This window comes from Streptomyces sp. NPDC001068, assembly GCF_042897315.1.
In the GTDB taxonomy this organism is placed as follows: Bacteria; Actinomycetota; Actinomycetes; order Streptomycetales; family Streptomycetaceae; genus Streptomyces.
In genome coordinates this window covers 497895-524031 of the sequence record NZ_JBIAYD010000001.1, presented here as the reverse complement: position 1 = coordinate 524031, position 26137 = coordinate 497895, and the positions used below count along the sequence as shown (strand labels likewise).

Below are 26137 nucleotides of genomic sequence, written 5' to 3'. Positions count from 1 at the left end.
TCCCAAGCCGCTTCTCCGTCCCGTCGGGACCTCTCCAGCCTGCGGTCGGGCCGTACCCGGCGTCCAAGACCTCTTCCGGCCGCGGCGATACCCTGGAGGCATCGCCACCGGAGGGAAGGGGCCGCGGCCATGGACCTGGACCTGCGCAAGGTCCGCTACTTCGTGGCGGTCGCCGAACTCCTCCACTTCGGCCGGGCGGCCGGGCGTCTGCACATCGCCCAGCCGGTGCTCAGCCGTCAGATCCGCGCGCTGGAGAAGGACCTGGGCGCCGAACTGTTCGTGCGGGACAGCCACGGTGTGGCCCTGACGGACGCCGGGCGGCAGCTCCTCGACGACGCCCGGCAGCTGCTGGCGGTCGCCGACGGCACCCGGCGCCGCGTCCTGCGGGCCGCCCGGGGGCGGCCGCGCCTGGTCGTCGGCTTCCGCGCCGGGGTCGTCGTCACCGGCGCCCTGCGCGCCTTCGCCGCGGCCCACCCCGAGGCCGAGGCCACGGCATGCCGGGTCGAATGGGACGACCAGGAGGAGCTGATCCTCGACGGCACCGTCGACATCGCCTACGTACGGCGGCCGGTCCGGCAGGACGGGCTCGAACTGTGCCTTCTGTACAGCGAGCCCCGCGTGGCCATGCTCCCGGACCGGCACCGGCTCGCCGGGAAGCAGGAGATCTCCCTGGCCGACCTCGCCGGCGAGCAGTGGGTGCGCTACAACGACCCCCGGCCCGGCGACCTGCCGCTGCGCACCATCGAGGAGAAGTTCGAGTGCGTGGCGGCCGGCACCGCCATCACGACGGTGCCCCGCTCGGTCGCCGAGCAGTACTCACGCCCGGACATCGCCTACGTCCCGGTCACCGACGCCGAACCCGACCAGGTGCTGCTCGCCTGGGCGGCCGGCCGTCGGGCCCCGCTGACCGCGGCGTTCGCCGAGATCGCGGTCCGGGTCGCCGCCGGGGCACGCGGCTGAGGCGGGGCCCCTGCGGCGCAGGGGGCGCTCCCCGCCGGTCGGGGCCCCGCCGCCGTGCCGCGGGGAGCCGGTCAGCCCTTCGCGGCCGCGGCCCGCAGGGCGATGCGGTCCTCGCCCGCGTACACGTTCATGTTGGGGCCCCGCAGGAAGCCGACCAGGGTCAGGCCCGTCTCCGCCGCCAGGTCCACGGCCAGCGAGGACGGCGCCGAGACCGCCGCCAGCATCGGGATGCCGGCCATCACGGCCTTCTGCGCCAGTTCGAAGGAGGCCCGGCCGGAGACCAGCAGGATCGAGCGGGACAGCGGCAGGCCGCCGTTCTGCAGGGCCCGCCCGACCAGTTTGTCGACCGCGTTGTGCCGGCCGACGTCCTCACGGATGTCCACCAGCTCGCCGTCCTCGGTGAACAGGGCCGCCGCGTGCAGCCCCCCGGTCCGGTCGAACACCTGCTGGGCCGCGCGGAGCCGGTCGGGGAGGCTCGCGAGCAGCTGGGGTTCGACCCGGACCGGGGGAGTGTCGGCGATCGGCCAGCGGGCCGTCGTCCGTACCGCGTCGAGGCTGGCTTTGCCGCACAGCCCGCAGGACGAGGAGGTGTAGACGTTCCGCTCCAGGGTGAAGTCGGGGAGCCGGACGCCCGGCGTGGTCCGTACGTCGACCACGTTGTAGGTGTTGGAACCGTCCGCTGTCGCTCCCGCGCAGTAGACGATGTTCTGCAGGTCGTCGGCGGTCGCCAGGACCCCCTCGCTCACCAGGAACCCGGCCGCCAGCGCGAAGTCGTCGCCGGGCGTGCGCATCGTGATGGCCAGGGGTTTCCCGTTGAGCCTGATCTCCAGCGGTTCCTCGGCGACGAGCGTGTCCGGCCGGGCGGAGACCGCTCCGTCCCGGATGCGGATGACCTTGCGTCGTTCCGTGACTCGTCCCATGGTCTGATCAGCCCCGGTTCTGTACGTGCTGGTAGCCGAAACGGCCCTTGATGCAGAGATTGCCGTGGGTCACCGGGTTGTCGTGCGGCGAGGTGACCTTGACGATCTCATTGTCCTGCACATGGAGCGTGAGGTTGCAGCCCACACCGCAGTACGCGCACACGGTGGTCGTCTCCGTCTGCCGTGCCTCGTCCCAGGTACCCGCGGCCCGCATGTCGAACTCCGACTTGAACGACAGCGCCCCGGTGGGGCAGACCTCCACGCAGTTCCCGCAGTAGACGCAGGCCGAGTCGGTCAGCGGGGCGTCGTGCTCCACGGCGATCCGGGCGTCGAAGCCGCGACCGGCGACCGAGATCGCGAAGCTGTTCTGCCACTGGTCGCCGCAGGCGTCCACGCACTTGTAGCAGAGGATGCACTTGTCGTAGTCGCGCACGTACAGGTCGTTGTCGACCCTCGGCTCCTCGCCCACCCGGGCCGCGTCCGGGCCGAAGCGGTCCGGTTCGGCCCCGTACTCCCTGATCCACTCGGCGGCCCTGGGGGTCGTCGACAGGTCCACGGAGGAGGCCAGCAGCTCCAGGACGATCCTGCGGCTGTGCCGGACCCGCTCGGTGGCGGTGCGCACCTCCATCCCCGGCTCGGCCTTGCGCGAGCAGGCCGGCACCAGGGTCCGGGCCCCCTCCACCTCCACCACGCACACCCGGCAGGCGTTCTTCGGGCGCAGGGTGTCGCCCTCGCACAGGGTCGGCACGTCGGTTCCGGCCGCCCGGCAGGCGTCCAGGATCGTCGAGCCCTCCGGGACCCGGACCCGGTCGCCGTCGAGGGTGAACTCGAGGAGCCGGCGCGGGATCCCCAGCGGTGTCACGGTCATCGGTACGCTCCCAGCCGGTCGATGGCGGATTCCACGGCGTTCCACGCGGTCTGGCCCAGACCGCAGATCGAGGCGTCCCGCATCGCCCGGCCGACGTCGCGCAGCAGCGCGACGTCGTCGGCCGCGCCGGCCCCGGTGCGGTCCACGATGCGTCGCAGCGCCTCCTCCTGCCGGACCGTCCCCACCCGGCACGGCACGCACTGCCCGCAGGACTCGTCCCGGAAGAACTCGGCGATACGGAGCAGCAGCCGGGGCAGGGGCACGGTGTCGTCGAAGGCCATCACCACGCCCGAGCCGAGCGTGGTGCCGGCCTCCCTGGTGCCCTCGAAGGTCAGCGGGATGCCGAGTTCGTCGGGCCGTACGAAGCCGCCCGCGGCGCCGCCGAGCAGTACCGCCCGCAATCCGTCCCGGACCCCGGCGAGTCGGAGCAGTTCGCCGAGCGTGGCGCCGAAGGGGAGTTCGTAGACCCCGGGGCGGGCCACGCTCCCCGACACGCAGAAGAGCTTCGGTCCGGTGGACTTGGCCGTGCCGATCGCCGCGTACGCGGGTGCGCCCATGGTCAGGACGGGCAGGACGTTGACCAGTGTCTCCACGTTGTTCTCGACCGTCGGTTTCCCGAACAGCCCCTTCTCCACCGGGAACGGCGGCTTCGAGCGCGGCTCGCCGCGGTAGCCCTCGATCGAGTTGAACAGGGCCGTCTCCTCGCCGCAGACGTACGCCCCCGCGCCGCGCCGGATCTCGATGTCGAAGGCGAAGCCCTGACCGAGCACGTCCTCGCCGAGGAAGCCCCGGGCGCGCGCCTGGTCGACCGCGTGCCGTAGCCGGCGTGCCGCGCGCGGGTACTCGCCGCGCAGGTAGACGAAGCCCCGGTGCGCGCCGGTCGCGTACGCCGCGACGGTCATCGCCTCGACCAGCGCGTACGGGTCGCCCTCCAGGAGCACTCGGTCCTTGAAGGTGCCGGGTTCGGACTCGTCGGCGTTGCAGACGAGGTGGTGCGGGCGGTCCGGCTGGGATGCCGTCGCCTGCCACTTGCGGCCGGTGGGGAAGGCGGCGCCGCCGCGCCCGACCAGGCCGGAGTCGGTGACCTCGCGGATGACCCCGACGGGGCCGAGGGCGAAGGCCCGGCGCAGCGCGGTGTAGCCGCCGTTCGCCCGGTAGTCGTCGAGCGAGGACGGATCGACCACGCCCACCCGCTTCAGCAGGATCAGGTCCGCCTGCCCCGCCTGGGGGACGGCCGACGCGGCGGACGGCTCCGGGGCCGCCGAGTCGGGCGCGGTGGCCGCGAGGACGGCGTCCGGCACGGTCGCCGGCGCCGCCACCGCCGTACGCACCGGATCCCCGGCCCGGATCGCGAGGGCGGCCGGGGCCCGTTCGCACAGCCCCAGGCAGGGACCGCGCTCCATGTGCACGCCGGGGCCGAGCCGCTCCTCCACCCCGGCGCACAGCGCTGCCGAACCCGCCGCGGCGCACGCCAGGTCGGTGCAGACGTGCAGGACGGTCGCCGGGCGGGGCCGTACGGAGAACATCGCGTAGAAGGTGGCCACCCCGTAGGCCTCGGCGGGCGGGACCGTCAGGCGGCGGCACAGGTAGTCGAGGGCGCCCTCGCTGATCCAGCCGACCCGGTCGTTGATCGCGTGCAGCCCCGGCAGCAGTTGGTCGCGGCGGTCCCGGGCGGGCCGCCCGCCGCGCGCCCACCGCAGGTCCGCCTCGGAACGGCCGGCGCCCTCCCAGGATGACTCCGGAGGGCCCAACAGGGCGTCGACGGCCTCGCGTTCCTCGTCCGTCGGTTTGCTGTCGCCGAAGTGCAGGTCCACCTGGGTCACCTCACGATGGTCGCGACCGGGAGCTTCTCGATACGGATGGCCGACGCCTTGAACTCCGCCGTCCCCGCGATCGGGCAGTTGGCCTCGATCGTCAGCTGGTTGGTGTCCACCTCGTCGGGAAAGTGCATGGTCATGAAGGCGAGACCGGGGCGCAGCGCCGTGTCGATCCAGACCGGGGCCACCACCGCGCCCCGCCGCGAGGTCACCTGGACCTCCTCGCCGACCGTGACCCCGTACCGCTCGGCGTCCTCCGGGCACAGCTCGATGTACTCGCCGCGCCGCAGTGGGGAGGCGTAACCACCGCTCTGCACACCGGTGTTGTAGGAGTCCAGGCGTCGCCCGGTGGTGAGCCGGACCGGGTACTCCTCGTCGGTCAGGTCGACCGGCGGATCGTGCCGGACCAGCCCGAAGGGCGCCGGCGTGCCGCGCCGTGCCGGGTCCTTCTCCCACAACCTGCAGTGCAGGTAGGCCGGTTCGATCCGTTCGGTGCTCGGGCACGGCCACTGGATGCCCTGGTGCTCGGCCAGCCGGTCGTACGTCATCCCGTAGTGGTCGGGCGAGAGGGACCGCAGTTCGTTCCAGACGGCCTCGGCGTCGGTGTACTTCCAGTCGTGCCCGAGCCGGCCGGCGAGATCGCAGAGGATGTCGATGTCCTCGCGGGCCTCGCCGGGCGGGGTCACGGCCCGGCGCACCCGCTGGACCCGGCGCTCGCTGTTGGTCGTCGTGCCCTCGGTCTCGGCCCAGCCGGCGGTGGCCGGCAGCACCACGTCCGCCAGCTCCGCGGTCTTCGTGAGGAAGATGTCCTGGACGACGAGGAAGTCGAGGGCCCGGAGCCGCCGTACGGCCTGCTCGCTGTCGGCCTCCGACTGGGCGGGGTTCTCGCCTATGCAGTAGACCGCCTTGAGCGCGCCCTCCTCCATCGCCTCGAACATCTCGGTGAGGTTCAGTCCGTAGTGCGGCTGGATGACCGTGTCCCACGCCGACTCGAACTTCAGCCGGGTCCCGGGGTCCAGGATGTCCTGGAAGCCGGGCAGCCGGTTGGGGATCGCCCCCATGTCGCCGCCGCCCTGCACGTTGTTCTGGCCGCGCAGCGGCTGCAGCCCGGCGCCCCAGCGGCCGACCTGACCGGTGAGGAGGGACAGGTTGATCAGGGCGCGGACGTTGTCGGTGCCGTTGTGGTGCTCGGTGATGCCGAGGGTCCAGCACAGCTGGGCGCGCTCGGCGCGGGCGTAGGCGTGCGCCAACTCCCGTATCGCCGCGGCCGGTACGCCCGTCACCTTCTCCGCGAGCGACAGCGTCCACGGTTCGACGAGGGCCCGGTACTCCTGGAACCCGGTCGTCGCCCGCTCGACGAACGCCTCGTTCGCCAGCCCCGCGTGGATGATCTCCCGGCCGATGGCGTGCGCCATCGGGATGTCCGTGCCCACGTTCAGCCCGAGCCAGCCCTCCGCCCACTCGGCGGTGGAGGTGCGGCGCGGGTCGACGGCGTACATCCGGGCGCCGTTGCGGATGCCCTTGAGCACGTGCTGGAAGAAGATGGGGTGCGCGAAACGGGCGTTGGAGCCCCACATCACGATGACGTCGGTGTGCTCGATCTCCTCGTACGACGAGGTGCCCCCGCCGGAGCCGAAGGCGGCGCTCAGCCCGGCCACGCTCGGGGCGTGGCAGGTCCGGTTGCAGGAGTCGACGTTGTTGGTGCCCATGACCACCCGGGCGAACTTCTGGGCCACGTAGTTCATCTCGTTGGTGGCGCGGGCGCAGGAGAACATCCCGAACGCGTCGCGGTTGCGCTCCAGGCCGCGGGCGGCCCGGTCCAGGGCCTCGTCCCAGCCCGCCTGCCGGAACGGCTCGGCACGGGAGTCCCGTACCAGGGGGTGGGTGAGCCGGGTGTAGGTCTTCTGCTGCCGTTTCCTCATGCGGCGCTCCTCGACGCTCATGCGGCGCTCCTCAGCGCGAGCAGGTCCGAGATGGCGTGCACGGTGCGCAGGGTGGGCACCTCCACGCCGGTGATCCCCGCCAGCTCGACCACGGCCGCGAGCAGCACGTCGAGTTCCAGCGGCTTGCCGCGCTCCAGGTCCTGGAGGGTGGAGGTGCGGTGGTCGCCGACCTTCTCGGCGCCCGCGAGCCGGCGTTCGATGGAGACACCGACCTCGCAGCCGAGCGCCTCGGCGACCGAGAGCGTCTCGCGCATCATGATCTCGATGACCTGCCGGGTGCCGCCGTGCAGGCACATCTGCCGCATGGTGGCGCGGGCCAGCGCGCTGATCGGGTTGAAGGAGATGTTGCCGAGCAGCTTGAGCCAGATGTCGTTGCGCAGGTCCGGCTCGACCGGGCACTTCAGTCCGCCGGTCCGCATGGCCTCGCTGAACCGCGCACAGCGCTGGGACACACTGCGGTCCGGCTCGCCGATCGAGAACCGGGTGCCTTCCAAGTGCCGGACCACACCGGGGGCTTCGAGTTCGGTGGCCGCGTAGACCACACAGCCGACGGCGCGTTCGGGGGCGAGCACGGCACTGACCGTGCCGCCCGGGTCGACGCTCTCGACGCGGTGCCCGTCGTGGGGGCCGCCGTGCCGGTGGAAGTACCACCAGGGGATGCCGTTCTGGGCCGCGACCACCGCCGTGCGCTCGTGCAGCAGCGGCCTGATCAGCGGCCCGCACGCCGCGTACGAGTTGGCCTTCAGCCCCAGGAAGACGTAGTCGACCGGGCCGACCTCGGTCGGGTCGTCGGTGGCGTGCGCGTGCGCGGTGAAGTCGCCGCGCGGGCTCAACACCCTTACTCCGTACTGCCTCATGGCCGCCAGATGCGGTCCACGGGCGACGAGATGCACGTCGGCGCCCGCGCGGTGGAGCGCGGCACCGACGTAGGCGCCGATCGCACCGGCGCCGAGGACTGCGACTTTCACGGAACACTCCGTTCGGTTTGAGGGATACCGCGGAGGTGGCCCGTAGGGGCCGGAAGATGTCGACGAAATATTGTCTACAGTATGGACTTGAGGGCGGCAAGGGTTCCGGCCATGACCGTTCGGCGCATTCTGGATACCGCTCATCGCATACGATCCGGCCGTCGGGTTCTCAACCACCGGACGCACGCCTACCGTTCGGGACTCATGAGCAGCCCCCCTGTAGCACCGCCGGGCTGGAGCCGCTGGCTCGTCCCGCCCGCCGCCCTCGCCGTCCACCTCTCCATCGGCCAGGCCTACGCCTGGAGCGTCTTCAAGCCGCCGCTCGAATCCGCGCTGAACCTCAGTGGCACCGAGAGCGCGCTGCCCTTCCAGCTCGCGATCGTGATGCTCGGCCTGTCGGCCGCGTTCGGCGGCACCCTCGTCGAGCGCAACGGGCCGCGCTGGGCCATGACGGTCGCCCTGGTCTGCTTCTCCACCGGCTTCCTGATCTCCGCGCTCGGCGCCGAGACCAAGCAGTACTGGCTGATCGTCCTCGGCTACGGCTTCGTCGGGGGCATCGGCCTCGGCATCGGCTACATCTCGCCCGTCTCCACTTTGATCAAGTGGTTCCCCGACCGGCCCGGCATGGCCACCGGCATCGCCATCATGGGCTTCGGCGGCGGCGCGCTGATCGCCTCGCCCTGGTCCGCGCAGATGCTCTCGTCCTTCGGCAGTGACAACGATGGCATCGCCCTCGCCTTCCTGGTGCACGGGCTGTCGTACGCCGTCTTCATGACGCTGGGCGTGCTGCTGATCCGGGTGCCGCGCAGCGAGAGGCCGGTCGCGGACGCGCCGAGCGCCTTCGAGGGCGTCCAGGTCTCCGCGAACTCCGCGATCCGCACCCCGCAGTTCTGGTGCCTGTGGGTCGTCCTCTGCATGAACGTGACCGCGGGCATCGGCATCCTGGAGAAGGCCGCCCCGATGATCACGGACTTCTTCGCCGACAGCTCCACCCCGGTCACGGTCTCCGCGGCGGCCGGGTTCGTCGCCCTGCTGTCCGCCGCCAACATGGCCGGACGCATCGGCTGGTCGTCCACCTCCGACCTGATCGGCCGCAAGAACATCTACCGCGTCTACCTCGGGGTCGGCGCGCTGATGTACCTGCTCATCACGTTGTTCGGGGACTCCTCCAAGCCCTTGTTCATCCTGTGCGCGCTGGTGATCCTCTCCTTCTACGGCGGCGGCTTCGCCACCGTCCCCGCCTACCTGAAGGACCTCTTCGGCACCTACCAGGTCGGTGCGATCCACGGCCGGCTGCTCACCGCCTGGTCGCTGGCCGGCGTGCTCGGACCGCTGATCGTCAACCGGATCGCCGACCACCAGAAGGACGCCGGCAAGCACGGCGCCGACCTGTACACCCTGTCCTTCGGCATCATGATCGGCCTGCTCGTCGTCGGGTTCGTCGCCAACGAGCTGATCCGGCCCGTCAACGCCCGCCACCACATCCCCGCACCCAGGGAGGCCGTCGATGTCGAACGACAGCAGCCTGCATGAGCCCGACCGCCGCTGGCTGATCGCCGTCGCCTGGCTCTGGGTCGGCGCGCCCTTCGCCTACGGCGTGTACGAACTCGTACAGAAGGCGACACAGCTGTTCAACGGCTGAACCAGCCGTTCGACCGCCGAACCGGGAGAATGCCCGGGCGTCCGAGGGTCTGCAAGAAGCCGACAACTCGGGCGCCCGATTCCTGTGGCCTTACGTGCCGTCGTACCCGTGAGTCACTGAACAGACTGGTGGGCCCACACCGAGGCAACGAGGGGGATCCACCACCCATGAACGGCTCGCGCATCGCCGCCGTCGGCCACTACCAGCCCGCCAGGGTGCTCACCAACCAGGACCTGGCGGGCATGGTCGACACCAGTGACGAGTGGATCCGCAGCCGGGTGGGCATCAGCACCCGGCACATCGCGGGCCCCGACGAACCCGTCGACGAGCTGGCCGCGCAGGCCGCGGCCAAGGCCCTCGCCGCGGCCGGCCTCGCCCCCGCGGACATCGACCTGGTGCTGGTCGCCACCTCCACCGCCATCGACCGCTCCCCGAACATGGCCGCCCGTGTCGCCGCCCGGCTCGGCATCCCGCAGCCGGCCGCGATGGACATCAACGTCGTGTGCGCCGGCTTCACCCACGCGCTGGCCACCGCCGACCACACCGTACGGGCCGGGGCCGCCACCCGGGCCCTGGTCATCGGCGCCGACAAGATGTCCGAGGTCACCGACTGGACCGACCGCACGACGTGCGTACTGGTCGGCGACGGGGCGGGCGCGGCCGTGGTCGAGGCCTGCGGGCCGGGCGAGGAGCCGGGGATCGGCCCGGTGCTGTGGGGTTCCGTCCCCGAGATGAGCCACGCGGTGCGCATCGAGGGCACCCCGCCCCGGTTCGCCCAGGAGGGACAGAGCGTGTACCGCTGGGCCACCACCCAGCTGCCGCCCATCGCCCGGCGCGCCTGCGAGAAGGCCGGGGTGGACCCGCTCGACCTGGCCGCCGTCGTCCTGCACCAGGCCAACCTGCGGATCATCGAGCCGCTCGCGGCGAAGATCGGCGCGGTCAACGCGGTCGTCGCCCGGGACGTCACCGAGTCCGGCAACACCTCGGCCGCGAGCATCCCGCTCGCCCTGTCCAAGCTGGTCGAGCAGGGGCGGATCACCAGCGGCGACGCGGTCCTGCTGTTCGGCTTCGGCGGCAACCTGTCCTACGCGGGACAGGTCGTGCGGTGCCCGTGAGCGGGCGGTTCGCCGTGTGACGAGGCCAACTCCGGCCTCCCCTGGCGGAAGTGCGCCGTAGACTGTAGACGAAAGACAATCAATACTGAGCCTCGCACCGAGTGTCCGCTCGTGACGGGTGTCTGCCGAAGGGGGACCCGATGTTGTCTGCCGGACTGCCGCAGGGCGCGGTGCCCAAGCTCGAACGCCCCGGACCGCTCCGCGACCGCGTCTACGAGGCGCTGCTGGAACTCATCACCACCCGCTCCCTCCAGCCCGGCCAGCACCTCGTGGAGAGCGAACTCGCCGGCCACCTCGGTGTCTCCCGGCAGCCGGTGCGCGAGGCGCTGCAGCGGCTGAACACCGAGGGCTGGGTCGATCTGCGGCCCGCGCAGGGCGCGTTCGTCCACGAGCCCACCGAGGACGAGGCCGACCAGCTCCTGACGGTCCGTACGCTGCTGGAGGCCGAGGCGGCCCGGCTGGCGGCCGCGGCCGCGGGCAGTGCCGGAGTCGCGGCGCTGGAAGCCCTGTGCGCGGAGGGCGAGAAGGCGGTCGCCGCGGACGACGTGGACGCGGCCGTCGCCCTGAACGCCGCGTTCCACACCAAGGTCATGGAACTGGCCGGCAACACCGTCCTCGCCGGACTCGCCGCCCAGGTCGACCGCAGGGTCCGCTGGTACTACACGCCGGTGGCCCGGCAGCGCGGCCGCCAGTCCTGGATCGAACACCGCGAACTGATCGCGGCGATCACCGCCCGCGACGAACAGCTGGCGACCACCCTGATGCGCGAACACACGGAGCACACGCGGCGCTCGTACCACGAGCGCGCGGAGTCCTGAACCGGCGGAGTCCTCGTCGCCGTCGCCCGGCTCATGCCTCGTCGTGATGGGTGAGGTGGCCGTCGGCCAGCCGCCACCTGTGCTGATGCGGAGTCAGTTTCCAGGTCTCGTCGGCGGCGATCGCCCGCGTGATCCAGGTGTGGAGTTGCGGGAGGGCACGCGCCAGTAGCACCGCACGGGTGGCAGCACGTCGAGCGGCATCGACCGGGTGGACGTCCACGCGGAAACCGATCATGTCCGGATGCGTGCCCCGGCCGTAACTGCGGCGGATCGGGGCGATCCACTCTGCTCCCAGCACGAGGTCGCCGCTGTCCTGCCCGGCAAGGAACCGCAGATCCGTGACCTGGGCCATGCAGTCGCCGAGACACTCGCGGATGTCAGTGGTGTTCAGCGGCCAGGCAAGGTGCCGGGGCAGTCGTCGATGTCGTGCGGACATGGCAGGAAGAATGACAGAAGGTCACCGTCGGCCCACACCGGATTTCCGCGCGCCGGCCGTTTCCGGAATCCCGCGGCCGCGGTCCGCGCTTCGCGGCGCCGAGGGCCATGCGGGTGCGGGCGAGACAGTCGTGGTGGTGGACGGTCGAGTCCCGGACCTCGATCCGGGACTCGACCGGTCGGCGAGCGGTCAGGTCGCCGTCTGTGGCTGTACCACCCCCACCTTCGCGCCCGTCCCGTGCCGGCCCGGCTGCCGCAGCAGCAGGGCCACGCCCGCCGCCAGCATCGAGATGCCGCCGGCCAGGGCGTACGCGCCGTTGTAGCCCCAGGCTCCGACCACCATGGAGCCGAGGCCGCCGCCGAACAGGCCGCTGATGAGTTTGCCGCTGTAGACCAGGCCGTAGTTTGTGGCGTTGTAGTTCTCGCCGAAGTAGTCCGGGGTGAGGGCGGCGAAGAGCGGGTAGAAGGCGCCGCCGCCGAAGCCGGAGAGGAAGGCGAAGAACAGGAACAGCCACTCGCTCTTGATGTCACCGGCCCAGATCACGCCGAACTGGGCGAGCCCGAGCACGACGATCACGAAGACGAGGGTCGGCTTGCGGCCGAGGCGGTCGGAGAGCCAGCCGACGACACCGCGTCCGACGCCGTTGATGACCGCCATCACGCCCATGGAGGAGGCCGCGACCAGCGGGCCGAAGCCGACGTCCTTGGCGAAGTCCACCTGGAAGGAGATGCCGAAGATCGAGACGCCCGCCGTCATCACGATGGAGATCCACATCAGCGGGAGCATGCCGGTGCGGATCGCCTCCTTCGGCGTGAACTGCCGTACCGCGGGCGGGTTCTTGGCCAGCGCCGTCGCGGTCCTGGAGTCCGCCGGCTGGGCGAGCGGGTCGATGTCGGCCGGCCACCAGTTCTTCGGCGGGTCCTTGAAGAAGAACGCGGCGACCAGGACGACCACCAGCACGTAGACGCCGATCAGGTCGAGGACCCGGTGGTAGTTGGCCGTGTCGAAGGCGTAGTTGAAGATGAAGATGAACGGGAGCGAGCCGTAGGCGAAGCCGCCGTTCACGAAACCCGTGCGGGCGCCCCGGCGTTCGGGGAACCACTTGCCGACCATGTTGATGCAGGTCGCGTAGACGAGGCCGGAGCCGAGGCCGCCGATCACGCCGAAGCCGATGATCGCCAGCCAGATCTCGCTGATGTGCGAGAGGGCGAGGAAGCCGATCAGGCACATGAAGGATCCGGTGTACATGGCGCGGCGTGCGGTGAGGATGCCCTTCTCCCGCAGCCAGCCCGCCGGGAAGGCGATGCCGGCCTGGAAGAACACCCAGACGCTCAGTATCCAGAAGGTGTTGGACTGCGTCCAGCCGTGCGCGTGGGACAGGGTGTCCTCCGCGGAGCCGTACGCGTACTCGAAGACGCTGATGGCCATCATGGCCACCCAGGGCAGGTACACCATGAGGTTGCGGGAGTGGCCGAGGATGTCCCGGTCGGTCTCGCCGATCCGGTAGACGCGGCCGCGGGCGTCCGTGACCTCACGGTACGGGCGCGGTCCGGCACCGGTGCTGTTCGTGGCTACAGGGTCTGCCGTCATGTCACGCCATCTCCTCGCCGAGCGGATGCGGGTTGGGGACGATGCGCCGGGCGCTGGGCCTGCCCGGTGCCTTGAGGAAGAGCGCCAGCACTGCGGAGGCCAGGCCGACCGAGCCCGCCAGGACGAACGCGCCGTGGTAGTCCCACTCGCCCACGACGACCGCGCCCAGGCCGGAGCCCACCAGGCCCGATATCAGCTTGGAGCTGTAGACCATCCCGTAGTTGGTGGCGTTGTTGTTCTCACCGAAGTAGTCCGCCGTCATGGCCGCGAAGAGCGGGAAGATCGCCCCGCCGCCGAATCCGGAGACCATGGAGCAGAACAGGAAGAACGGCATGCTGCCCATCTGGCCGGAGACCAGCACGCCGAACTGCGCGCTGCCGAGCACGATGCACACGATGATCAGTGTGTTGCGGCGGCCGTAGCGGTCGGAGATCCAGCCGATGACCCCGCGGCCGGTGCCGTTGACGATCGCCTTCAGGGACATGGCGGTGGCCACGATCCCGCCGGCGAACCCCATGTCCTTCCCGAAGGGCACCTGGAAGGCGATCCCGAAGATGTTGATCCCGGCCGTGCACAGCAGGCAGAACCACATCATCCACAGGACGGGGGTACGGGCCGCCTCCTTCGGGGTGTACTGCTTGACGGCCGGCGGGTTCTTCTCCAACGCCCGCCGGATGCGCGGATCCTGGGTCGCCTTCAGGGGGTCGACGTGCGGCGGCCACCAGTTCTTCGGCGGGTCCTTGAAGAACCAGCCGGCCGACGCCACCACCAGACAGAGCCCGACGCCGACCGAGGTGAGCAGGACCCGGTAGTTGCCGAGGTCGAGGACGGAGGTGAACAGGAACACGAACGGCACGGACCCGTACGCGAAACCGCCGTTCACGAAGCCCGTCTTGCCGCCCTTGCGTTCCGGATACCACTTGCCGACCATGTTCACGCAGGTCGCGTAGACGAGACCGGCGCCGATGCCGCTGCACATGCCGAAGCCGAGGTAGGCGACGACCACGTTCGGCGCGAACGCCAGTGCCACGTACCCCAGAAGCGTGCCGACCGCGCCGATCAGCATGGCGGTGCGCGCGGGGAGCCGTCCGCTCTCGCGCAGTTGCCCGGCCGGGAAGGCCACGGCCGCCTGGAAGAACACCCAGACGCCCATCAGCCAGAAGATGTGCCCGCTGATCCACAGATGTGCCTCGTGCAGCGTGTCCTCCGCCGACGTGAACGCGTACTCGGCGGAACTGATGCCCATCATGCCCACCCAGGGCAGGATGACCATCCACTTGCGTGTCCGGCCCATCAGATCGACGTCGCTCTCGCCGATCCGGTACGTGCGGCCGTTGCGGTCCGTCACCTCCCTGAAGGGGACGGACGCCGTTAGGTCGATGGATGACATGTTCGTTCAGCACCCCTTGCGTCGAAAGCTCTGGCCAGCGCCCCCTGTCCAATGCCTTTCGTGCGCGCGCGGGTCCCGGGGCCGGCCGCAGCGCACCGCCGGCCGGCCCCCTTCTCGGTCAGGTCATGACCCGCCCCCCAACAGCCCTGCCGCCCGCGCCCAGCGGTACTTGGCGCCGAGCACGGCCACCGGCCGTTCGGTCGTGTACGGGTACGCCACGACCCCCCGCTCGTACAGGTACCGGCAGGCCTCCTCGACCTCGACGTCCCCCGCGAGCGAGGCGACGACCGGCTTCTCGACGCCCCGTTCCCGGAACTCGGCGACCAACCGGGCCGTCAGTTCGGCGAAGACCATCGGCGGGGTGACGATGGTGTGCCAGTAGCCGAGGACCAGGGCGTGGACGCGCGGGTCCTCCAGAGCGAGCCGGATCGTCGCCTCGTACGTCGACGGCGGCTCGCCGCCCGTGATGTCCACCGGGTTGCCGGCGGCGCCGAACGGCGGGATGAAACGGCGGAACGCCTCGTCCAGGTCCGGCGGGATCTCCATCAGGGACAGGCCGTTGTCCGTGACGGCGTCGGACAGGAGCACACCGCTGCCGCCCGCACCCGTGATGATCACGACGTTGTCGCCCCGCGGGGCGGGCAGCACCGGCAGGCCGCGCGCGTACTCCAGCATGTCGTTCAGGCCCGGCGCCCGGATGACGCCCGCCTGCCGCAGGATGTCGTCGTACACCGCGTCGTCGCCCGCGAGCGCGCCCGTGTGCGATCCGGCCGCCCTGGCACCGGCCGCCGTACGGCCCGCCTTGAGGACCACGACCGGCTTCTTCGGCACGGTCGCCCGCGCCGCCGCCACGAAGGCGCGGCCGTCCTTGAGGTCCTCCAGGTGCATCGCGATGCACTCGGTGTGCGGGTCCTCGCCGAACCAGGTCAGCAGGTCGTCCTCGTCCACGTCCGACTTGTTGCCGAGGCCGACGATCGCCGACACGCCCGTCCCGGTGGTGCGCGCGAAGCCGAGGATGGCCATGCCGATCCCACCGGACTGCGAGGTCAGCGCCACCCCGCCCTTCACGTCGTACGGTGTGCAGAACGTGGCGCACAGGTCCTGCCAGGTGGAGTAGTAGCCGTAGATGTTCGGGCCGAGGAGTCGGATGCCGTGCCGCTCGCCGATCGCGACGATCTCCTCCTGGAGCCCGTGCTCGCCGGTCTCCGCGAAACCGGAGGGGATCAGGACGGCGTTGGGGATCTTCTTGCGGCCCACCTCCTCCAGCGCCGCCGCCACGAACTTCGCCGGAATGGCGAAGACCGCCACGTCCACCTCACCGGGAACGTCCGTGACACTCTTGTACGCCTTGCGGCCGAGGATGTCATCGGCCCGGGGGTTGACCGGATGGATCTCCCCGGCGAAGCCGCCGTCCACGAGGTTGCGCATCACCGAGTTGCCGATCTTGCCGGGCTCGTTGGAGGCACCGATCACGGCCACCGAGCGCGGCCGCATCAGCCGGCGCATGGAGGTGAGGATCTCGTCGCGCGTGAACGTCCTGCGGGGTGGCGGCAGTTGCCCGGCCAGGATGATCCGGATGTCGGCCGCGACCGCGCCCTGAGGGGTGGCGATCACCGGGTTGAGGTCCACCTCGGCGATCTCCGGGAAGTCCGCGACCAGTTGGGAGACCCGCCGGATCTGCTCGGCGACGGCCCACCGGTCCACCCCGGCCTGCCCGCGCACCCCGCGCAGCACCTCGGCCGCCTTGATGGAGTCCAGCATCGACAGCGCCTCGTCGGCGGAGACCGGCGCCAGCCGGAACGTCACGTCCTTCAGCACCTCGACCAGCACCCCGCCGAGCCCGAACGCGACCACCTTCCCGAAGGTCGGGTCGGTGACCGCGCCGACGATGACCTCCGTGCCCTTCGGCAGCAACTCCTGCACCTGGACGCCCTCGATGCGGGCCTCGGCGTCGTAGCCGCGCGCGTTCTCGACGATCCGGTGGAAGGCCGAGCGCACGTCCGCCGCGCCCTCGACCCCGACGACCACGCCGCCCGCGTCGGTCTTGTGCAGGATGTCCGGCGAGACGATCTTCATCACCACCGGCCCGGAGAAGCGCGCCGCGTACGCCACCGCCTCGTCGACGTCCCTGGCCAGTTCCTCGCCCGGCACGGCGATCCCGTACGCGTCGGCGACGACCTTGCCCTCGGGCGCGGTGAGCGCGGTACGGCCCTCGGCCCGCACGGCGTCGAGGAGTTCGCGGACCCGTGTCCCCCGGTCCTCTGCCATCACGTCAGATCACTCCGTTCGACTTGAGCAGGCGCAGTTCCTCGTCACCGAGGCCGAGTTCGCCGATGTAGACCGCTTCGTTGTGCTCGCCGAGCAGAGGGGAACCGGTGATGTCCACGGGGGAGTCGGAGAGCTTGAGCGGGCTGCCGACGGTGACGAACTCGCCGCGCTCGGGGTGCGGGACCCGCACCACCATCTCGTTGGCGGCCAGCGACTCGTCCTCGATGATCTCCTTGGTGGAAAGGATCGGCCCGCACGGGATGTTGTGCGCGTTGAGCCGCTCCAGCACCTCCCACTTGGGGAGTGTCGAGGACCACTCCTCGATCAGCTGGAACATCTTGTTCAGCTTGGGCAGGCGGGCCTCCGGGGTCGCCCAGTCCGGGTCGTCCGCCAGCTCCGGCCGGCCGATCAGCCCGGTTATCGGCTGCCAGCCGACGGGCTGCACGATGACGTACACGTAGTCGTTGGGGCCGCCCGGCGCGCACTTCACCGCCCAGCCGGGCTGGCCGCCGCCGGAGGCGTTGCCGGAGCGGGGCACCTCGTCGCCGAAGTCCTCGTTCGGGTACTCGGCGAGCCTGCCGTGCGCCAGCCGCTGCTGGTCGCGCAGCTTCACCCGGCAGAGGTTGAGCACGGCGTGCTGCATGGCGACGTTGACCCGCTGGCCGCGGCCGGTCCGCTCCCGCTGGAGGAGTGCCGCCAGGATCCCGGCCACCGCGTGCACCCCGGTGCCCGAGTCGCCGATCTGGGCCCCCGTGGCGAGCGGCGGCCCGTCCTCGAAGCCGGTGGTCGACATCGAGCCGCCCATCGCCTGGGCGACGACCTCGTACGCCTTGAAGTCGGTGTACGGGCCGTCCCCGAACCCCTTGATGGAGGCGTACACGATCCGGGGGTTGATCTCCTTGACGCGGTCCCAGGTGAACCCCATCCGGTCCACCGCGCCCGGTCCGAAGTTCTCGACCATCACGTCGGAGCGGCGGATCAGCTCGGTCAGGATCTCCCTGCCGCGCTCGGTCTTGGTGTTGAGGGTGATGCTCCGCTTGTTGCAGTTGAGCATCGTGAAGTAGAGGGAGTCGACGTCCGGGAGGTCACGCAGCTGCTTGCGCGTGATGTCACCGGTCGGCGCCTCCAGCTTGACCACGTCCGCGCCGAGCCAGGCGAGCAGCTGGGTGGCGGAGGGGCCGGACTGGACGTGGGTCATGTCGAGGACGCGAATGCCCTCGAGTGCCTTGGCGGTCATCGGCGTTCACCTCACTTGTACATGGTCTGGTTCATGGTTCCGGGGGCGTACGCGTCGGGGTCGACCCAGACGTTGATCAGGGACGGTTTGCCCGACTCCCGGGCCCGGCGCAGGGCGGGGCCGATGTCGGCGGGGTCGCGGACCTCTTCGCCGTGACCGCCCAGCATCTGGGCGAACTTGTCGTAGTGGACGTCCCCGAGGGTGTTGCCGATCCGCTCGCGCTCCTTGCCGTACTTGGCGGCCTGGCCGTAACGGATCTGGTTCATCGAGGAGTTGTTGCCGACGATCCCGACGAACGGGAGGTCGTAGCGGACCAGCGTCTCGAAGTCCCAGCCGGTGAGGGAGAAGGCGCCGTCGCCGAAGAGGGCGACCACCTCCTTGTCGGGGCGGGCCTGCTTGGCGGCGAGCACGAACGGGACGCCGACGCCGAGGGTGCCGAGCGGACCGGGGTCCATCCAGTGCCCGGGGGACTTCGGCTGCACGACCTGACCGGAGAAGGTGACGATGTCGCCGCCGTCGCCGATGTAGATCGAGTCCTCGGTGAGGAAGTCGTTGATCTCGCTGACCAGGCGGTACGGGTGGATGGGCGAGGCGTCCGACTTCAGGCTCGGCAACCGCTTCTCCAGCGCGGTCTGTTCGGCGGCGCGCAGTTCGTCGAGCCACTCCTTGCGCCGGGAGGCGCCGCCGTCGACGCGCCCGGAGGCCGCCTCGGTCACCGACTTCAGCACCAGCCCCGCGTCCCCGACGATTCCGAGGTCGATGTCCCGGTTCTTGCCGACCGTGCGGTAGTCGAGGTCGATCTGCACGACGGTCGCGGTGGGGGAGAGCCGCTTGCCGTAGCCCATCCGGAAGTCGAACGGCGTGCCGACGATCACGATGACGTCGGCGTTCGAGAACGCGTACCGGCGGGACAGCTGGAAGTGGTGCGGGTCGCCGGGCGGCAGGGTGCCGCGTCCGGCGCCGTTCATGTACGCCGGGACGTTGAGCGTGCGGACCAGTTCGATGGCGGCCTCGGTGCCGCGGGTCGTCCAGACCTGGCTGCCCAGCAGGACGGCGGGCTTCTCCGCGTGCACGAGGAGGTCGGCGAGCTTCTCGATCGCCTCGGGGTCGCCGGCCGTGCGGGTCGAGGCCCGGTAGGCGCCGGACCGGGGGACGCGCGCCTTCTCGGCCGGGACCCTGGCGTCGAGGACGTCGCGCGGTATCTCCAGGAAGGAGGGGCCGGGGGCGCCGTGGTAGCACTCGCGGAACGCCATCGAGACCATGTCGGCGGCGCGGGCGGTGTCCGGGACGGTCGCCGCGAACTTGGTGATCGGCGCCATCATGTCGACGTGCGGCAGGTCCTGCAGGGACCCCATCTTGTGCTGGGTGAGGGCGCCCTGGCCGCCGATCAGCAGCATCGGGGACTCTGCGCGGAAGGCGTTGGCGACCCCGGTGACGGCGTCGGTCGTCCCCGGTCCCGCGGTGACGACCGCGCAGCCCGGCTTCCCGGTGATGCGTGCGTAACCGTCGGCGGCGTGTGCTGCCACCTGCTCGTGGCGGACGTCGACGACTTCTATGCCCTCGTCCACGCAGCCGTCGTAGATGTCGATGATGTGGCCGCCGCAGAGGGTGTAGATGCGGTCGACCCCCTCGGCCTTGAGCGCCTTGGCGACGAGATGGCCGCCGGATATCGCGTCCTGGGTGTCGTCGGGCATGGCGAAGTCCTGTCCCTTCGTAGGGGGTGGGAACGCTCTCGCGGTACATTGCATACAGTCGACGAATACTGTATGAAGCTTGTTATCCCGCATCCGGTGGGTGGTGTCCAGGGGGCGTGCGGCACTTTCGAGACAGGAGCCGGAATGGACCTGTACGAGCACCAGGCAAGGGAAATCTTCGAAGACCACGGCATCGAGGTGCCAAGGGCCGAGGTCACCGACTCGCCCGAGGAGGCCCGCGCGATCGCCCGCAGACTCGGCGGCAGGGCCGTCGTGAAAGCACAGGTCAAGACCGGCGGCCGGGGCAAGGCAGGCGGCGTCAAGCTCGCCGCCGACCCGGCCGCGGCACAGCTCACCGCGCGTCAGATCCTCGGCATGGACATCAAGGGACACCGGGTCGGCAAGGTGATGCTGGCCCAACCCGTCGACATCGAGGACGAGTTCTACGTCTCCTACGTCCTGGACCGGGCGGCCGGCGGCTTCCTGGCGATCGCCTCCGCCGAGGGCGGCATGGACATCGAGGAGGTGGCCGCGACCCGGCCCGAAGCGGTGGCACGGATCCCCGTCGACCCCGCCAAGGGCGTCACCTCGGCGAAGGCGGGCGAGATCGCCGAGGCGGCGGGACTGCCGCCGCAGACCGTCGACGTCCTCGTACGGCTCTGGCAGGTACTGGTCCGCGAGGACGCGCTGCTCGTCGAGGTGAACCCGCTCGTACGCACCCGGCAGGGCCGGATCCTCGCCCTCGACGGCAAGGTCACCCTCGACGGCAACGCGCGCTTCAGGCAGTCCCGTTGGGGAGCCGATGAGACCGCGCACCGCGACCCGCTGGAGGCGGCGGCCGCCGCCAAGGGACTCAACTACGTCAAGCTCGACGGCGAGGTCGGCGTCATCGGCAACGGCGCGGGCCTGGTGATGTCCACCCTCGACGTGGTGGCCGGCTGCGGCGCACGGCCCGCGAACTTCCTGGACATCGGCGGCGGCGCCTCCGCCCAGATCATGGCCGACGGCCTGTCGGTGATCCTCTCCGATCCCGCCGTGAAGTCGGTCTTCGTCAACGTCTTCGGCGGGATCACGGCGTGCGACGCGGTCGCCGACGGGATCGTCCGGGCCCTGCAGACCGTCCGCCTCACCAAGCCGCTGGTGGTCCGCCTCGACGGCAACAACGCCTCGCGCGGCCGGGCGATCCTGGACGGCCGCGCCCACCCCCTGGTCGAACAGGCCACCACCATGGACGGCGCCGCCCGCCGCGCCGCCCGACTCGCCACCAGCGTCTGAGGAGTTCCGTCATGGCGATCTACCTCACCAAGGAGAGCAAGGTCCTCGTCCAGGGCATGACCGGTGGCGAGGGCATGAAACACACCCGGCGGATGCTCGTCGCCGGCACGGACGTCGTCGGCGGGGTCAACCCCCGAAAGGCCGGCCGGCGCGTCGACTTCGAGGACCGTGCGGTCCCGGTCTTCGGCACGGTCGCCGAGGGCATGGCCGCGACCGGCGCCGACGTCACCGTCGTCTTCGTGCCGCCCGCCTTCGCCAAGGCGGCGGTACTGGAGGCCGCCGACGCCGGCATCGGACTCGCGGTGGTGATCACCGAGGGCATACCGGTCCACGACGCCGTCGCCTTCACCGCGTACGCCCGGGACCGGGGCACCCGGATCATCGGCCCCAACTGCCCCGGCCTGATCACCCCCGGCCAGTCCGACGCGGGCATCATCCCCGCCGACATCACCAAGCCCGGCCCGATCGGCCTCGTCTCCAAGTCCGGCACACTGACCTACCAACTCATGTACGAGCTGCGGGACATCGGATTCTCCACCTGCGTGGGCATCGGCGGCGACCCGGTCGTGGGCACCAGCCACATCGACTGCCTGACCGCATTCCAGGACGACCCCGACACCGAACTCGTCGTCCTCATCGGGGAGATCGGCGGCGACGCGGAGGAGCGGGCCGCCGCCCACATCCGCGACCACGTCACCAAGCCCGTCGTCGGCTACATCGCCGGGTTCACCGCGCCCGAGGGGCGCACCATGGGCCACGCGGGCGCGATCGTCTCCGGTTCGGCCGGCACCGCGCGGGCCAAGCAGGAGGCGCTGGAGGCGGCCGGGGTGCGGGTGGGGAGCACGCCGACCGAGACCGCCCGGCTGGTCCTGGAACTGCTGGAAACGGGAGGCTGACCATGGCCACGACCCTGGTACGCAAGCCCGGCACCGGCTGGAGCGACGCCTGGGCACGGTGCCTCGCCGTCGCCCCCGAGGCGTTCCGCGACGACCGCGTCCTCAACCTGCACGCCGCCGCCTGGCGGCCCGACGGCCGGCCGCTGCCCGCGACCAGCCCCGTCGACGGCAGCCCCGTCGCGGGCGCCCCCCGGCTCGACCGGGGCACCGCCCACCGGGCCGTCCGCGCCGCCCTGGACCAGCACCGGGCCTGGCGCCACGTACCGCTCGAAGAACGCCGGGCCCGGGTGGCCGCCACCCTCGACGCCCTGACCGAACACCGGGAACTGCTCGCCCTGCTCCTGGTGTGGGAGATCGGCAAACCGTGGCGATCGGCCCAGGCGGACGTGGACCGGGCGATCGACGGGGTCCGCTGGTACGTGGACGGCATCGGGCCGATGCTCACCGGACGCGCCCCGCTGGACGGCCCGGTCTCCAACATCGCCAGCTGGAACTACCCGATGAGCGTCCTCGCGCACGCGATGCTGATCCAGGCCCTCGCGGGCAACGCCGTGGTGGCGAAGACCCCGACCGACGGCGGGGTCGCCTGTCTCACCCTGGCCTGCGCGCTGGCCGCCCGGGAAGGGCTGCCCGTCACCCTGCTCAGCGGCAGCGGCGGCGAGCTCTCCGAGGTGCTCGTGCGGGCCCCGGAGATCGGCTGCGTCTCCTTCGTCGGCGGCCGGGACACCGGAGCCGCGGTCGCCACCGCCGTCACCGACCTCGGCAAGCGGCACGTGCTCGAACAGGAGGGACTCAACACCTGGGGCATCTGGAACTTCACCGACTGGAAGACCTTCACCGCCCTCGTCCCCAAGCTCTTCGACTACGGCAAGCAGCGCTGCACCGCCTACCCGCGGTTCGTCGTCCAGCGCGAGCTGTTCGACGAGTTCCTGACCGCCTACCTCCCGGCGGTCAGGGCCCTGCGGATCGGCCACCCGCTGGCCGTCTCCGACCCCGCCGGCCCGCTGCCCGAGCTGGACTTCGGGCCGGTGATCAACGCGGCCAAGGCCAAGGACCTCACCGACCAGGTGGCCGAGGCCGTGGACCGCGGCGCCGTCCCGCTGCACCGCGGCCGGCCGGCCGACGCGCGCTTCCTGCCCGGCCAGGACACGTCGTCGTACGTCCACCCGGTCACCCTCCTGAACCCGCCGCGATCCTCCCCGCTGCACCACGCGGAACCGTTCGGCCCGGTCGACACGATCGTCCTGGCCGACACGGAGGCCGAACTGCTGGCCGCCATGAACGCGTCCAACGGCGCGCTGGTCGCGACGCTCTCCACCGACGACGAGGCCACGTTCGCGCGGCTGGCGCCGCAGATCCGCGCGTTCAAGGTCGGCCACGGCAGGCCACGTTCCCGCGGCGACCGCGACGAACTGTTCGGCGGCTTCGGCGCGTCCTGGCGAGGCGCCTTCGTGGGGGGCGAGCTGCTCGTCCGGGCGGTCACACGGGGGCCGGCGGGGGAGCGGCTGCCGGGGAACTTCCCGGAGTACCAGCTGATGCCGTGACGGCGGGCACGGGCCACGGCACTGTGTCGTGCGGTGGCCCGTGCACCTTCCGTCCGTCGGAGGTCACGTACGGTGACACGGTGCCGACCTGCGGATATGCCGACGGAAACGCAGGTGAGGGGCGCTCCGAAAGCTTGGTATTGTTGTCCATGTCGCCGCGGGGAACAGCCCCGGTCAGGCGGCAGACACCTGGTCCGGGTGGCGGAATGGCAGACGCGCTAGCTTGAGGTGCTAGTGCCCTTTATCGGGCGTGGGGGTTCAAGTCCCCCCTCGGACACAATCAAGAATCACAGCCGGTGACGGTACGCCAATGAGGGTCCCGACTTGACGGTCGTGGCCCTCTTCGCGTTTTCGTGACCGATGGTGTCGGCCGTGTCGGAGCGCGGCGGTGAGTCGCCATCGCGGTGTGCGCCCCGATTGCCGGGTCGCCCCCTCGGGCCTCACGACTTCCGTGCTGGCCCATCCGAATGATTCACCGGCGCCGCAGGGTGAACGACGGCACTGTGTGCCCCAAGTCGGCGCCCGGGCGACCGCTCGTGACCATACGTTGACTCATGTGTCGCTGAGCTACGCCTTTGTGAACCTGAAGCCCGGAGTGGGAAAGACGACCAGCGCCGTCTGGTTGGCCCACGCACTTCACGAGTCGGGTATCCCACCGCTGCTGGTCGACAGCGACCCCGCCTCCTCCGCGCTGCGCTGGAGCGAATTGGCGGGGGGTTTCCCGTTTCCTGTGATCGCTCTTCCGGTGGGCGACGTGCACCGGCGCGTGAACGACTTCCTCGGCGACCGGCAGGCCGTCGTGTTCGACGCTCCGCAGATGGAGGACCACGCGCACATCGCCCGCAGCATCATGAGGTACGCGAGCGAATGGATCGTGCCGGTGACTCCGGCTCCCATCGAACTGGATCGCATGGCGCCCATCGGCGGCGAGATGGGCGACGTACAGTCCCTGCGCGCCCAGCCGGCGCACGCTGCCGTTCTGCTGAACCGGACGAATCGTGCCGACGCCACGCGTACCGGTCCCGATGCCGACGCCCGCGAAGCCCTCACCGAGCGGGGATTCGACGTGTTGTCCACGCATATTCCCCGGCTCGACCTGTACGCCCAGTCATTCGGAAGCCCGGTGGAAGTCAAGGCCTCGGCGTACATGGACCTCGCGGACGAACTCATCAAGCGACAGGACAAGACATGAATCAGCGGAAGGACACCTACCGAGCCGCATTGCAGCGCGGACCGGAGACCGTCGTACCGCGTCCCGTCAAAGTCACTCGGCTGCATACCCGATACGTGCGGGTGACCGTCGAGCTCGACTCCGGCTTGCCGCGTGATCTCGTGCAATGGGCAGGGTCGACGGTGTCCGTGATGATGCGGGCCGGGGCCGCCGCCCTGCGACCCCCGAGAAGCGCTCCGTAAAGTTCCTGGCGTCGTCGTTGAACACACGTGGAACGAATGTCCCGTTCGGGACGACGTCTCCGTCCCACCGCCGGTGTACAGCGGGTCTCCGACGGCGATGGCGGCGTTCTTCGTGAACGACCCGCACATGAGGACATACGCATGCGCATCCGCGTGACACCCGCCTGAGCCGTCCGACCCCGGCGGGTGTTTTCGTGGGCGCGTCGGACGTGCCCGCGGTGGCTTCGGCGGCGGGAAAAACGGCGCGACGCGGGCCGGCGGGGCCTGAGAGCATGACGCGGTCCTGATCACGCCGAAGGGAACCGTCGTGCCCCGCTCCGTCACCCTGATCCGTTCCGGCTCGCTGTCCGACGTCGCCGAGTACGCGTACGCGGCCACCGCGCCCGCCGCGGCACGGCTGGTCTTCCTCGCCGGGTCCTGTCCGCTGAACGAGGACGGGTCCACGGCCGCCGTAGGGGACTACGCGGGACAGGCCGCGAAGGCCTTCGAGAACATGCGGACCGCGCTGGGCGACGCCGGGGCAACGGTCGAGGACGTCATCAGCACCCGCGTGCTCGTCGCCTCGGCCAGCCAGGCCGATCTGGTGGCCGCCTGGGAGGTGGTCCGGGACGCGTTCGGCGACCACGACGTGCCCAGCACCCTGATGGGAGTCACCGTCCTCGGCTACGCCGACCAGCTCGTGGAGATCGAAGCCGTCGCCGCCGTACTCGACCAGGTCGAAAACCAGTGTCCCGGGAACGGGGGCCAGGGCTAGCCTCGCGGCCGTGGACATCAGAGACCTGGACCGCCGCGCCCTCGCGACCATGGGAGCGGTCGTCGCCCGGACCGGCCCGGACCAGCTCCGCCTTCCGACGCCGTGCGCCGACTGGACACTGCACGGCCTGCTCCGTCACCAGGTGAGCGAGAACCTCGGCTTCGCGGCCGCCGCGAGGGGCGTCACCGGGGACCTCCGGGCCTGGGACCAGGGCGACCTGTGCGGAGATCCGCACCGGGCGTTTCTCGACTCGGCCGAGGCCATGACGCGGGCGTTCGCCGAGGACGTCCTCGATCGTCGGCTCCAGATCAGGGAGTTCGGGTTCTTCCGCGGGCGGGTCGCACTCGGCATGCACGTACTGGACTGCGTGGTGCACGGCTGGGACGTCGCCCGGACCATCGGCGTCGCCTACGAGCCGGACGCCGACCTGGTCCGTCACGCGCTCGAGGTCGCGGCGCTGATCCCGACCGGGGCGCCCTCCGACGAACGGCCGCGGACGTCGTTCGCCCCGGTGGTCGAGGTCCCCGCGGGCTCCTCGGACCTGGATCGGCTGCTCGCCCTCGTGGGCCGTCGGCCGGCGGAGGGCTGA

22 protein-coding genes and 1 tRNA gene are annotated in these 26137 nt (G+C 70.9%); 12 read left to right on the top strand and 11 right to left on the bottom strand.

The window, feature by feature from the left end:
- The first annotated feature begins 129 nt into the window (after positions 1-129).
- Entirely contained in the window at positions 130-960 is an 831-nt protein-coding gene (locus tag ACFY3I_RS02285; protein WP_390858949.1) for a LysR family transcriptional regulator, read from the top strand.
- 71 nt (positions 961-1031) lie between these two features.
- On the opposite strand, the gene fdhD is transcribed toward ACFY3I_RS02285, so the two are convergent.
- Genes fdhD through ACFY3I_RS02260 form a run of 5 tightly spaced genes read right to left on the bottom strand, consistent with a single transcriptional unit; the run spans position 1032 to position 7476 of the window.
- Entirely contained in the window at positions 1032-1880 is an 849-nt protein-coding gene (fdhD, locus tag ACFY3I_RS02280; protein ID WP_365288294.1) for a formate dehydrogenase accessory sulfurtransferase FdhD, read from the bottom strand.
- A 7-nt stretch (positions 1881-1887) separates the two neighbouring features.
- Positions 1888-2748 (bottom strand): 2Fe-2S iron-sulfur cluster-binding protein, encoded by an 861-nt coding sequence (locus ACFY3I_RS02275; RefSeq protein WP_390858948.1) that lies wholly within the window; start codon positions 2746-2748, stop codon positions 1888-1890.
- Positions 2745-4562 carry an NADH-ubiquinone oxidoreductase-F iron-sulfur binding region domain-containing protein gene (locus ACFY3I_RS02270; RefSeq protein WP_390859413.1) on the bottom strand — a complete coding sequence of 606 codons (1818 nt, stop codon included), beginning with the start codon at positions 4560-4562 and terminating at the stop codon, positions 2745-2747. Before ACFY3I_RS02270 ends, ACFY3I_RS02275 begins: the two co-directional genes overlap by 4 nt.
- A 5-nt stretch (positions 4563-4567) precedes the next feature.
- A complete protein-coding gene (locus ACFY3I_RS02265) occupies positions 4568-6487 on the bottom strand; it encodes a molybdopterin oxidoreductase family protein (RefSeq protein WP_390859412.1) in 1920 nt (639 codons plus the stop codon).
- A 17-nt stretch (positions 6488-6504) separates the two neighbouring features.
- Entirely contained in the window at positions 6505-7476 is a 972-nt protein-coding gene (locus tag ACFY3I_RS02260) for a 2-dehydropantoate 2-reductase (RefSeq protein ID WP_390858947.1), read from the bottom strand.
- A 204-nt stretch (positions 7477-7680) separates the two neighbouring features.
- Here ACFY3I_RS02260 and ACFY3I_RS02255 point away from each other — a divergent pair, with 204 nt between their 5' ends.
- The 4 genes from ACFY3I_RS02255 to ACFY3I_RS02240 all read left to right on the top strand — a co-directional run bounded on the left by ACFY3I_RS02255 (position 7681) and on the right by ACFY3I_RS02240 (position 11051).
- Positions 7681-9009 (top strand): OFA family MFS transporter, encoded by a 1329-nt coding sequence (locus ACFY3I_RS02255; protein ID WP_390858946.1) that lies wholly within the window; start codon positions 7681-7683, stop codon positions 9007-9009.
- Positions 8984-9118 (top strand): hypothetical protein, encoded by a 135-nt coding sequence (locus tag ACFY3I_RS02250; protein WP_351315073.1) that lies wholly within the window; start codon positions 8984-8986, stop codon positions 9116-9118. The genes ACFY3I_RS02255 and ACFY3I_RS02250 overlap by 26 nt, the downstream gene beginning before the upstream one ends.
- A 167-nt stretch (positions 9119-9285) precedes the next feature.
- The gene (locus ACFY3I_RS02245) at positions 9286-10233 is read left to right on the top strand and encodes a beta-ketoacyl-ACP synthase III (RefSeq protein WP_365288302.1); all 948 of its coding nucleotides are present in this window, start codon (positions 9286-9288) and stop codon (positions 10231-10233) included.
- 140 nt (positions 10234-10373) lie between these two features.
- Positions 10374-11051 (top strand): GntR family transcriptional regulator, encoded by a 678-nt coding sequence (locus ACFY3I_RS02240; protein ID WP_365288304.1) that lies wholly within the window; start codon positions 10374-10376, stop codon positions 11049-11051.
- Positions 11052-11082: 31 nt separating this feature from the next.
- On the opposite strand, the gene ACFY3I_RS02235 is transcribed toward ACFY3I_RS02240, so the two are convergent.
- The 6 genes from ACFY3I_RS02235 to ACFY3I_RS02210 form a co-directional block, all read right to left on the bottom strand.
- Positions 11083-11487, bottom strand: coding sequence for a hypothetical protein (locus ACFY3I_RS02235; RefSeq protein ID WP_390858945.1), 405 nt, complete (start codon positions 11485-11487; stop codon positions 11083-11085).
- A gap of 189 nt (positions 11488-11676) precedes the next feature.
- Positions 11677-13077: an OFA family MFS transporter gene (locus ACFY3I_RS02230; protein WP_390858944.1), complete on the bottom strand. Its 1401-nt coding sequence runs from the start codon at positions 13075-13077 to the stop codon at positions 11677-11679.
- Between the two features lies 1 nt (position 13078).
- Positions 13079-14467, bottom strand: a complete 1389-nt coding sequence (locus ACFY3I_RS02225; protein WP_390858943.1) for an OFA family MFS transporter — start codon at positions 14465-14467, stop codon at positions 13079-13081.
- A gap of 123 nt (positions 14468-14590) precedes the next feature.
- Positions 14591-16735, bottom strand: a complete 2145-nt coding sequence (locus tag ACFY3I_RS02220) for an acetate--CoA ligase family protein (protein ID WP_390858942.1) — start codon at positions 16733-16735, stop codon at positions 14591-14593.
- Positions 16736-16739: 4 nt separating this feature from the next.
- Entirely contained in the window at positions 16740-17972 is a 1233-nt protein-coding gene (gene frc, locus ACFY3I_RS02215) for a formyl-CoA transferase (RefSeq protein WP_365288314.1), read from the bottom strand.
- A gap of 11 nt (positions 17973-17983) precedes the next feature.
- Positions 17984-19666 carry a thiamine pyrophosphate-binding protein gene (locus tag ACFY3I_RS02210; RefSeq protein ID WP_390858941.1) on the bottom strand — a complete coding sequence of 561 codons (1683 nt, stop codon included), beginning with the start codon at positions 19664-19666 and terminating at the stop codon, positions 17984-17986.
- 144 nt (positions 19667-19810) lie between these two features.
- On the opposite strand from ACFY3I_RS02210, the gene sucC reads away from it, so the two are divergent.
- The 7 genes from sucC to ACFY3I_RS02175 all read left to right on the top strand — a co-directional run bounded on the left by sucC (position 19811) and on the right by ACFY3I_RS02175 (position 26137).
- The gene (gene sucC / locus ACFY3I_RS02205) at positions 19811-20941 is read left to right on the top strand and encodes an ADP-forming succinate--CoA ligase subunit beta (protein WP_390858940.1); all 1131 of its coding nucleotides are present in this window, start codon (positions 19811-19813) and stop codon (positions 20939-20941) included.
- Between the two features lie 11 nt (positions 20942-20952).
- Positions 20953-21837: a succinate--CoA ligase subunit alpha gene (gene sucD, locus ACFY3I_RS02200; protein ID WP_390858939.1), complete on the top strand. Its 885-nt coding sequence runs from the start codon at positions 20953-20955 to the stop codon at positions 21835-21837.
- Positions 21838-21839: 2 nt separating this feature from the next.
- Positions 21840-23381, top strand: a complete 1542-nt coding sequence (locus ACFY3I_RS02195; protein WP_390858938.1) for an aldehyde dehydrogenase family protein — start codon at positions 21840-21842, stop codon at positions 23379-23381.
- Positions 23382-23573: 192 nt separating this feature from the next.
- Positions 23574-23658: transfer RNA gene (locus tag ACFY3I_RS02190), tRNA-Leu, on the top strand.
- Positions 23659-23937: 279 nt separating this feature from the next.
- The gene (locus ACFY3I_RS02185) at positions 23938-24573 is read left to right on the top strand and encodes an AAA family ATPase (RefSeq protein ID WP_390858937.1); all 636 of its coding nucleotides are present in this window, start codon (positions 23938-23940) and stop codon (positions 24571-24573) included.
- Positions 24574-25101: 528 nt separating this feature from the next.
- Positions 25102-25548, top strand: a complete 447-nt coding sequence (locus ACFY3I_RS02180) for a Rid family hydrolase (RefSeq protein WP_365288405.1) — start codon at positions 25102-25104, stop codon at positions 25546-25548.
- Between the two features lie 10 nt (positions 25549-25558).
- Positions 25559-26137 (top strand): TIGR03086 family metal-binding protein, encoded by a 579-nt coding sequence (locus tag ACFY3I_RS02175; protein WP_390858936.1) that lies wholly within the window; start codon positions 25559-25561, stop codon positions 26135-26137.

What these genes read in the sequence shown, in the direction of transcription:
- ACFY3I_RS02285 (WP_390858949.1), top strand. Translation starts at nt 130, where the DNA reads ATGGACCTGGACCTGCGCAAGGTCCGCTACTTCGTGGCGGTCGCCGAA.
- fdhD (WP_365288294.1), bottom strand. Translation starts at nt 1,880, where the DNA reads ATGGGACGAGTCACGGAACGACGCAAGGTCATCCGCATCCGGGACGGA.
- ACFY3I_RS02275 (WP_390858948.1), bottom strand. Translation starts at nt 2,748, where the DNA reads ATGACCGTGACACCGCTGGGGATCCCGCGCCGGCTCCTCGAGTTCACC.
- ACFY3I_RS02265 (WP_390859412.1), bottom strand. Translation starts at nt 6,487, where the DNA reads ATGAGGAAACGGCAGCAGAAGACCTACACCCGGCTCACCCACCCCCTG.
- ACFY3I_RS02255 (WP_390858946.1), top strand. Translation starts at nt 7,681, where the DNA reads ATGAGCAGCCCCCCTGTAGCACCGCCGGGCTGGAGCCGCTGGCTCGTC.
- ACFY3I_RS02250 (WP_351315073.1), top strand. Translation starts at nt 8,984, where the DNA reads ATGTCGAACGACAGCAGCCTGCATGAGCCCGACCGCCGCTGGCTGATC.
- ACFY3I_RS02245 (WP_365288302.1), top strand. Translation starts at nt 9,286, where the DNA reads ATGAACGGCTCGCGCATCGCCGCCGTCGGCCACTACCAGCCCGCCAGG.
- ACFY3I_RS02240 (WP_365288304.1), top strand. Translation starts at nt 10,374, where the DNA reads ATGTTGTCTGCCGGACTGCCGCAGGGCGCGGTGCCCAAGCTCGAACGC.
- ACFY3I_RS02235 (WP_390858945.1), bottom strand. Translation starts at nt 11,487, where the DNA reads ATGTCCGCACGACATCGACGACTGCCCCGGCACCTTGCCTGGCCGCTG.
- ACFY3I_RS02230 (WP_390858944.1), bottom strand. Translation starts at nt 13,077, where the DNA reads ATGACGGCAGACCCTGTAGCCACGAACAGCACCGGTGCCGGACCGCGC.
- ACFY3I_RS02225 (WP_390858943.1), bottom strand. Translation starts at nt 14,467, where the DNA reads ATGTCATCCATCGACCTAACGGCGTCCGTCCCCTTCAGGGAGGTGACG.
- ACFY3I_RS02220 (WP_390858942.1), bottom strand. Translation starts at nt 16,735, where the DNA reads ATGGCAGAGGACCGGGGGACACGGGTCCGCGAACTCCTCGACGCCGTG.
- frc (WP_365288314.1), bottom strand. Translation starts at nt 17,972, where the DNA reads ATGACCGCCAAGGCACTCGAGGGCATTCGCGTCCTCGACATGACCCAC.
- ACFY3I_RS02210 (WP_390858941.1), bottom strand. Translation starts at nt 19,666, where the DNA reads ATGCCCGACGACACCCAGGACGCGATATCCGGCGGCCATCTCGTCGCC.
- sucC (WP_390858940.1), top strand. Translation starts at nt 19,811, where the DNA reads ATGGACCTGTACGAGCACCAGGCAAGGGAAATCTTCGAAGACCACGGC.
- sucD (WP_390858939.1), top strand. Translation starts at nt 20,953, where the DNA reads ATGGCGATCTACCTCACCAAGGAGAGCAAGGTCCTCGTCCAGGGCATG.
- ACFY3I_RS02195 (WP_390858938.1), top strand. Translation starts at nt 21,840, where the DNA reads ATGGCCACGACCCTGGTACGCAAGCCCGGCACCGGCTGGAGCGACGCC.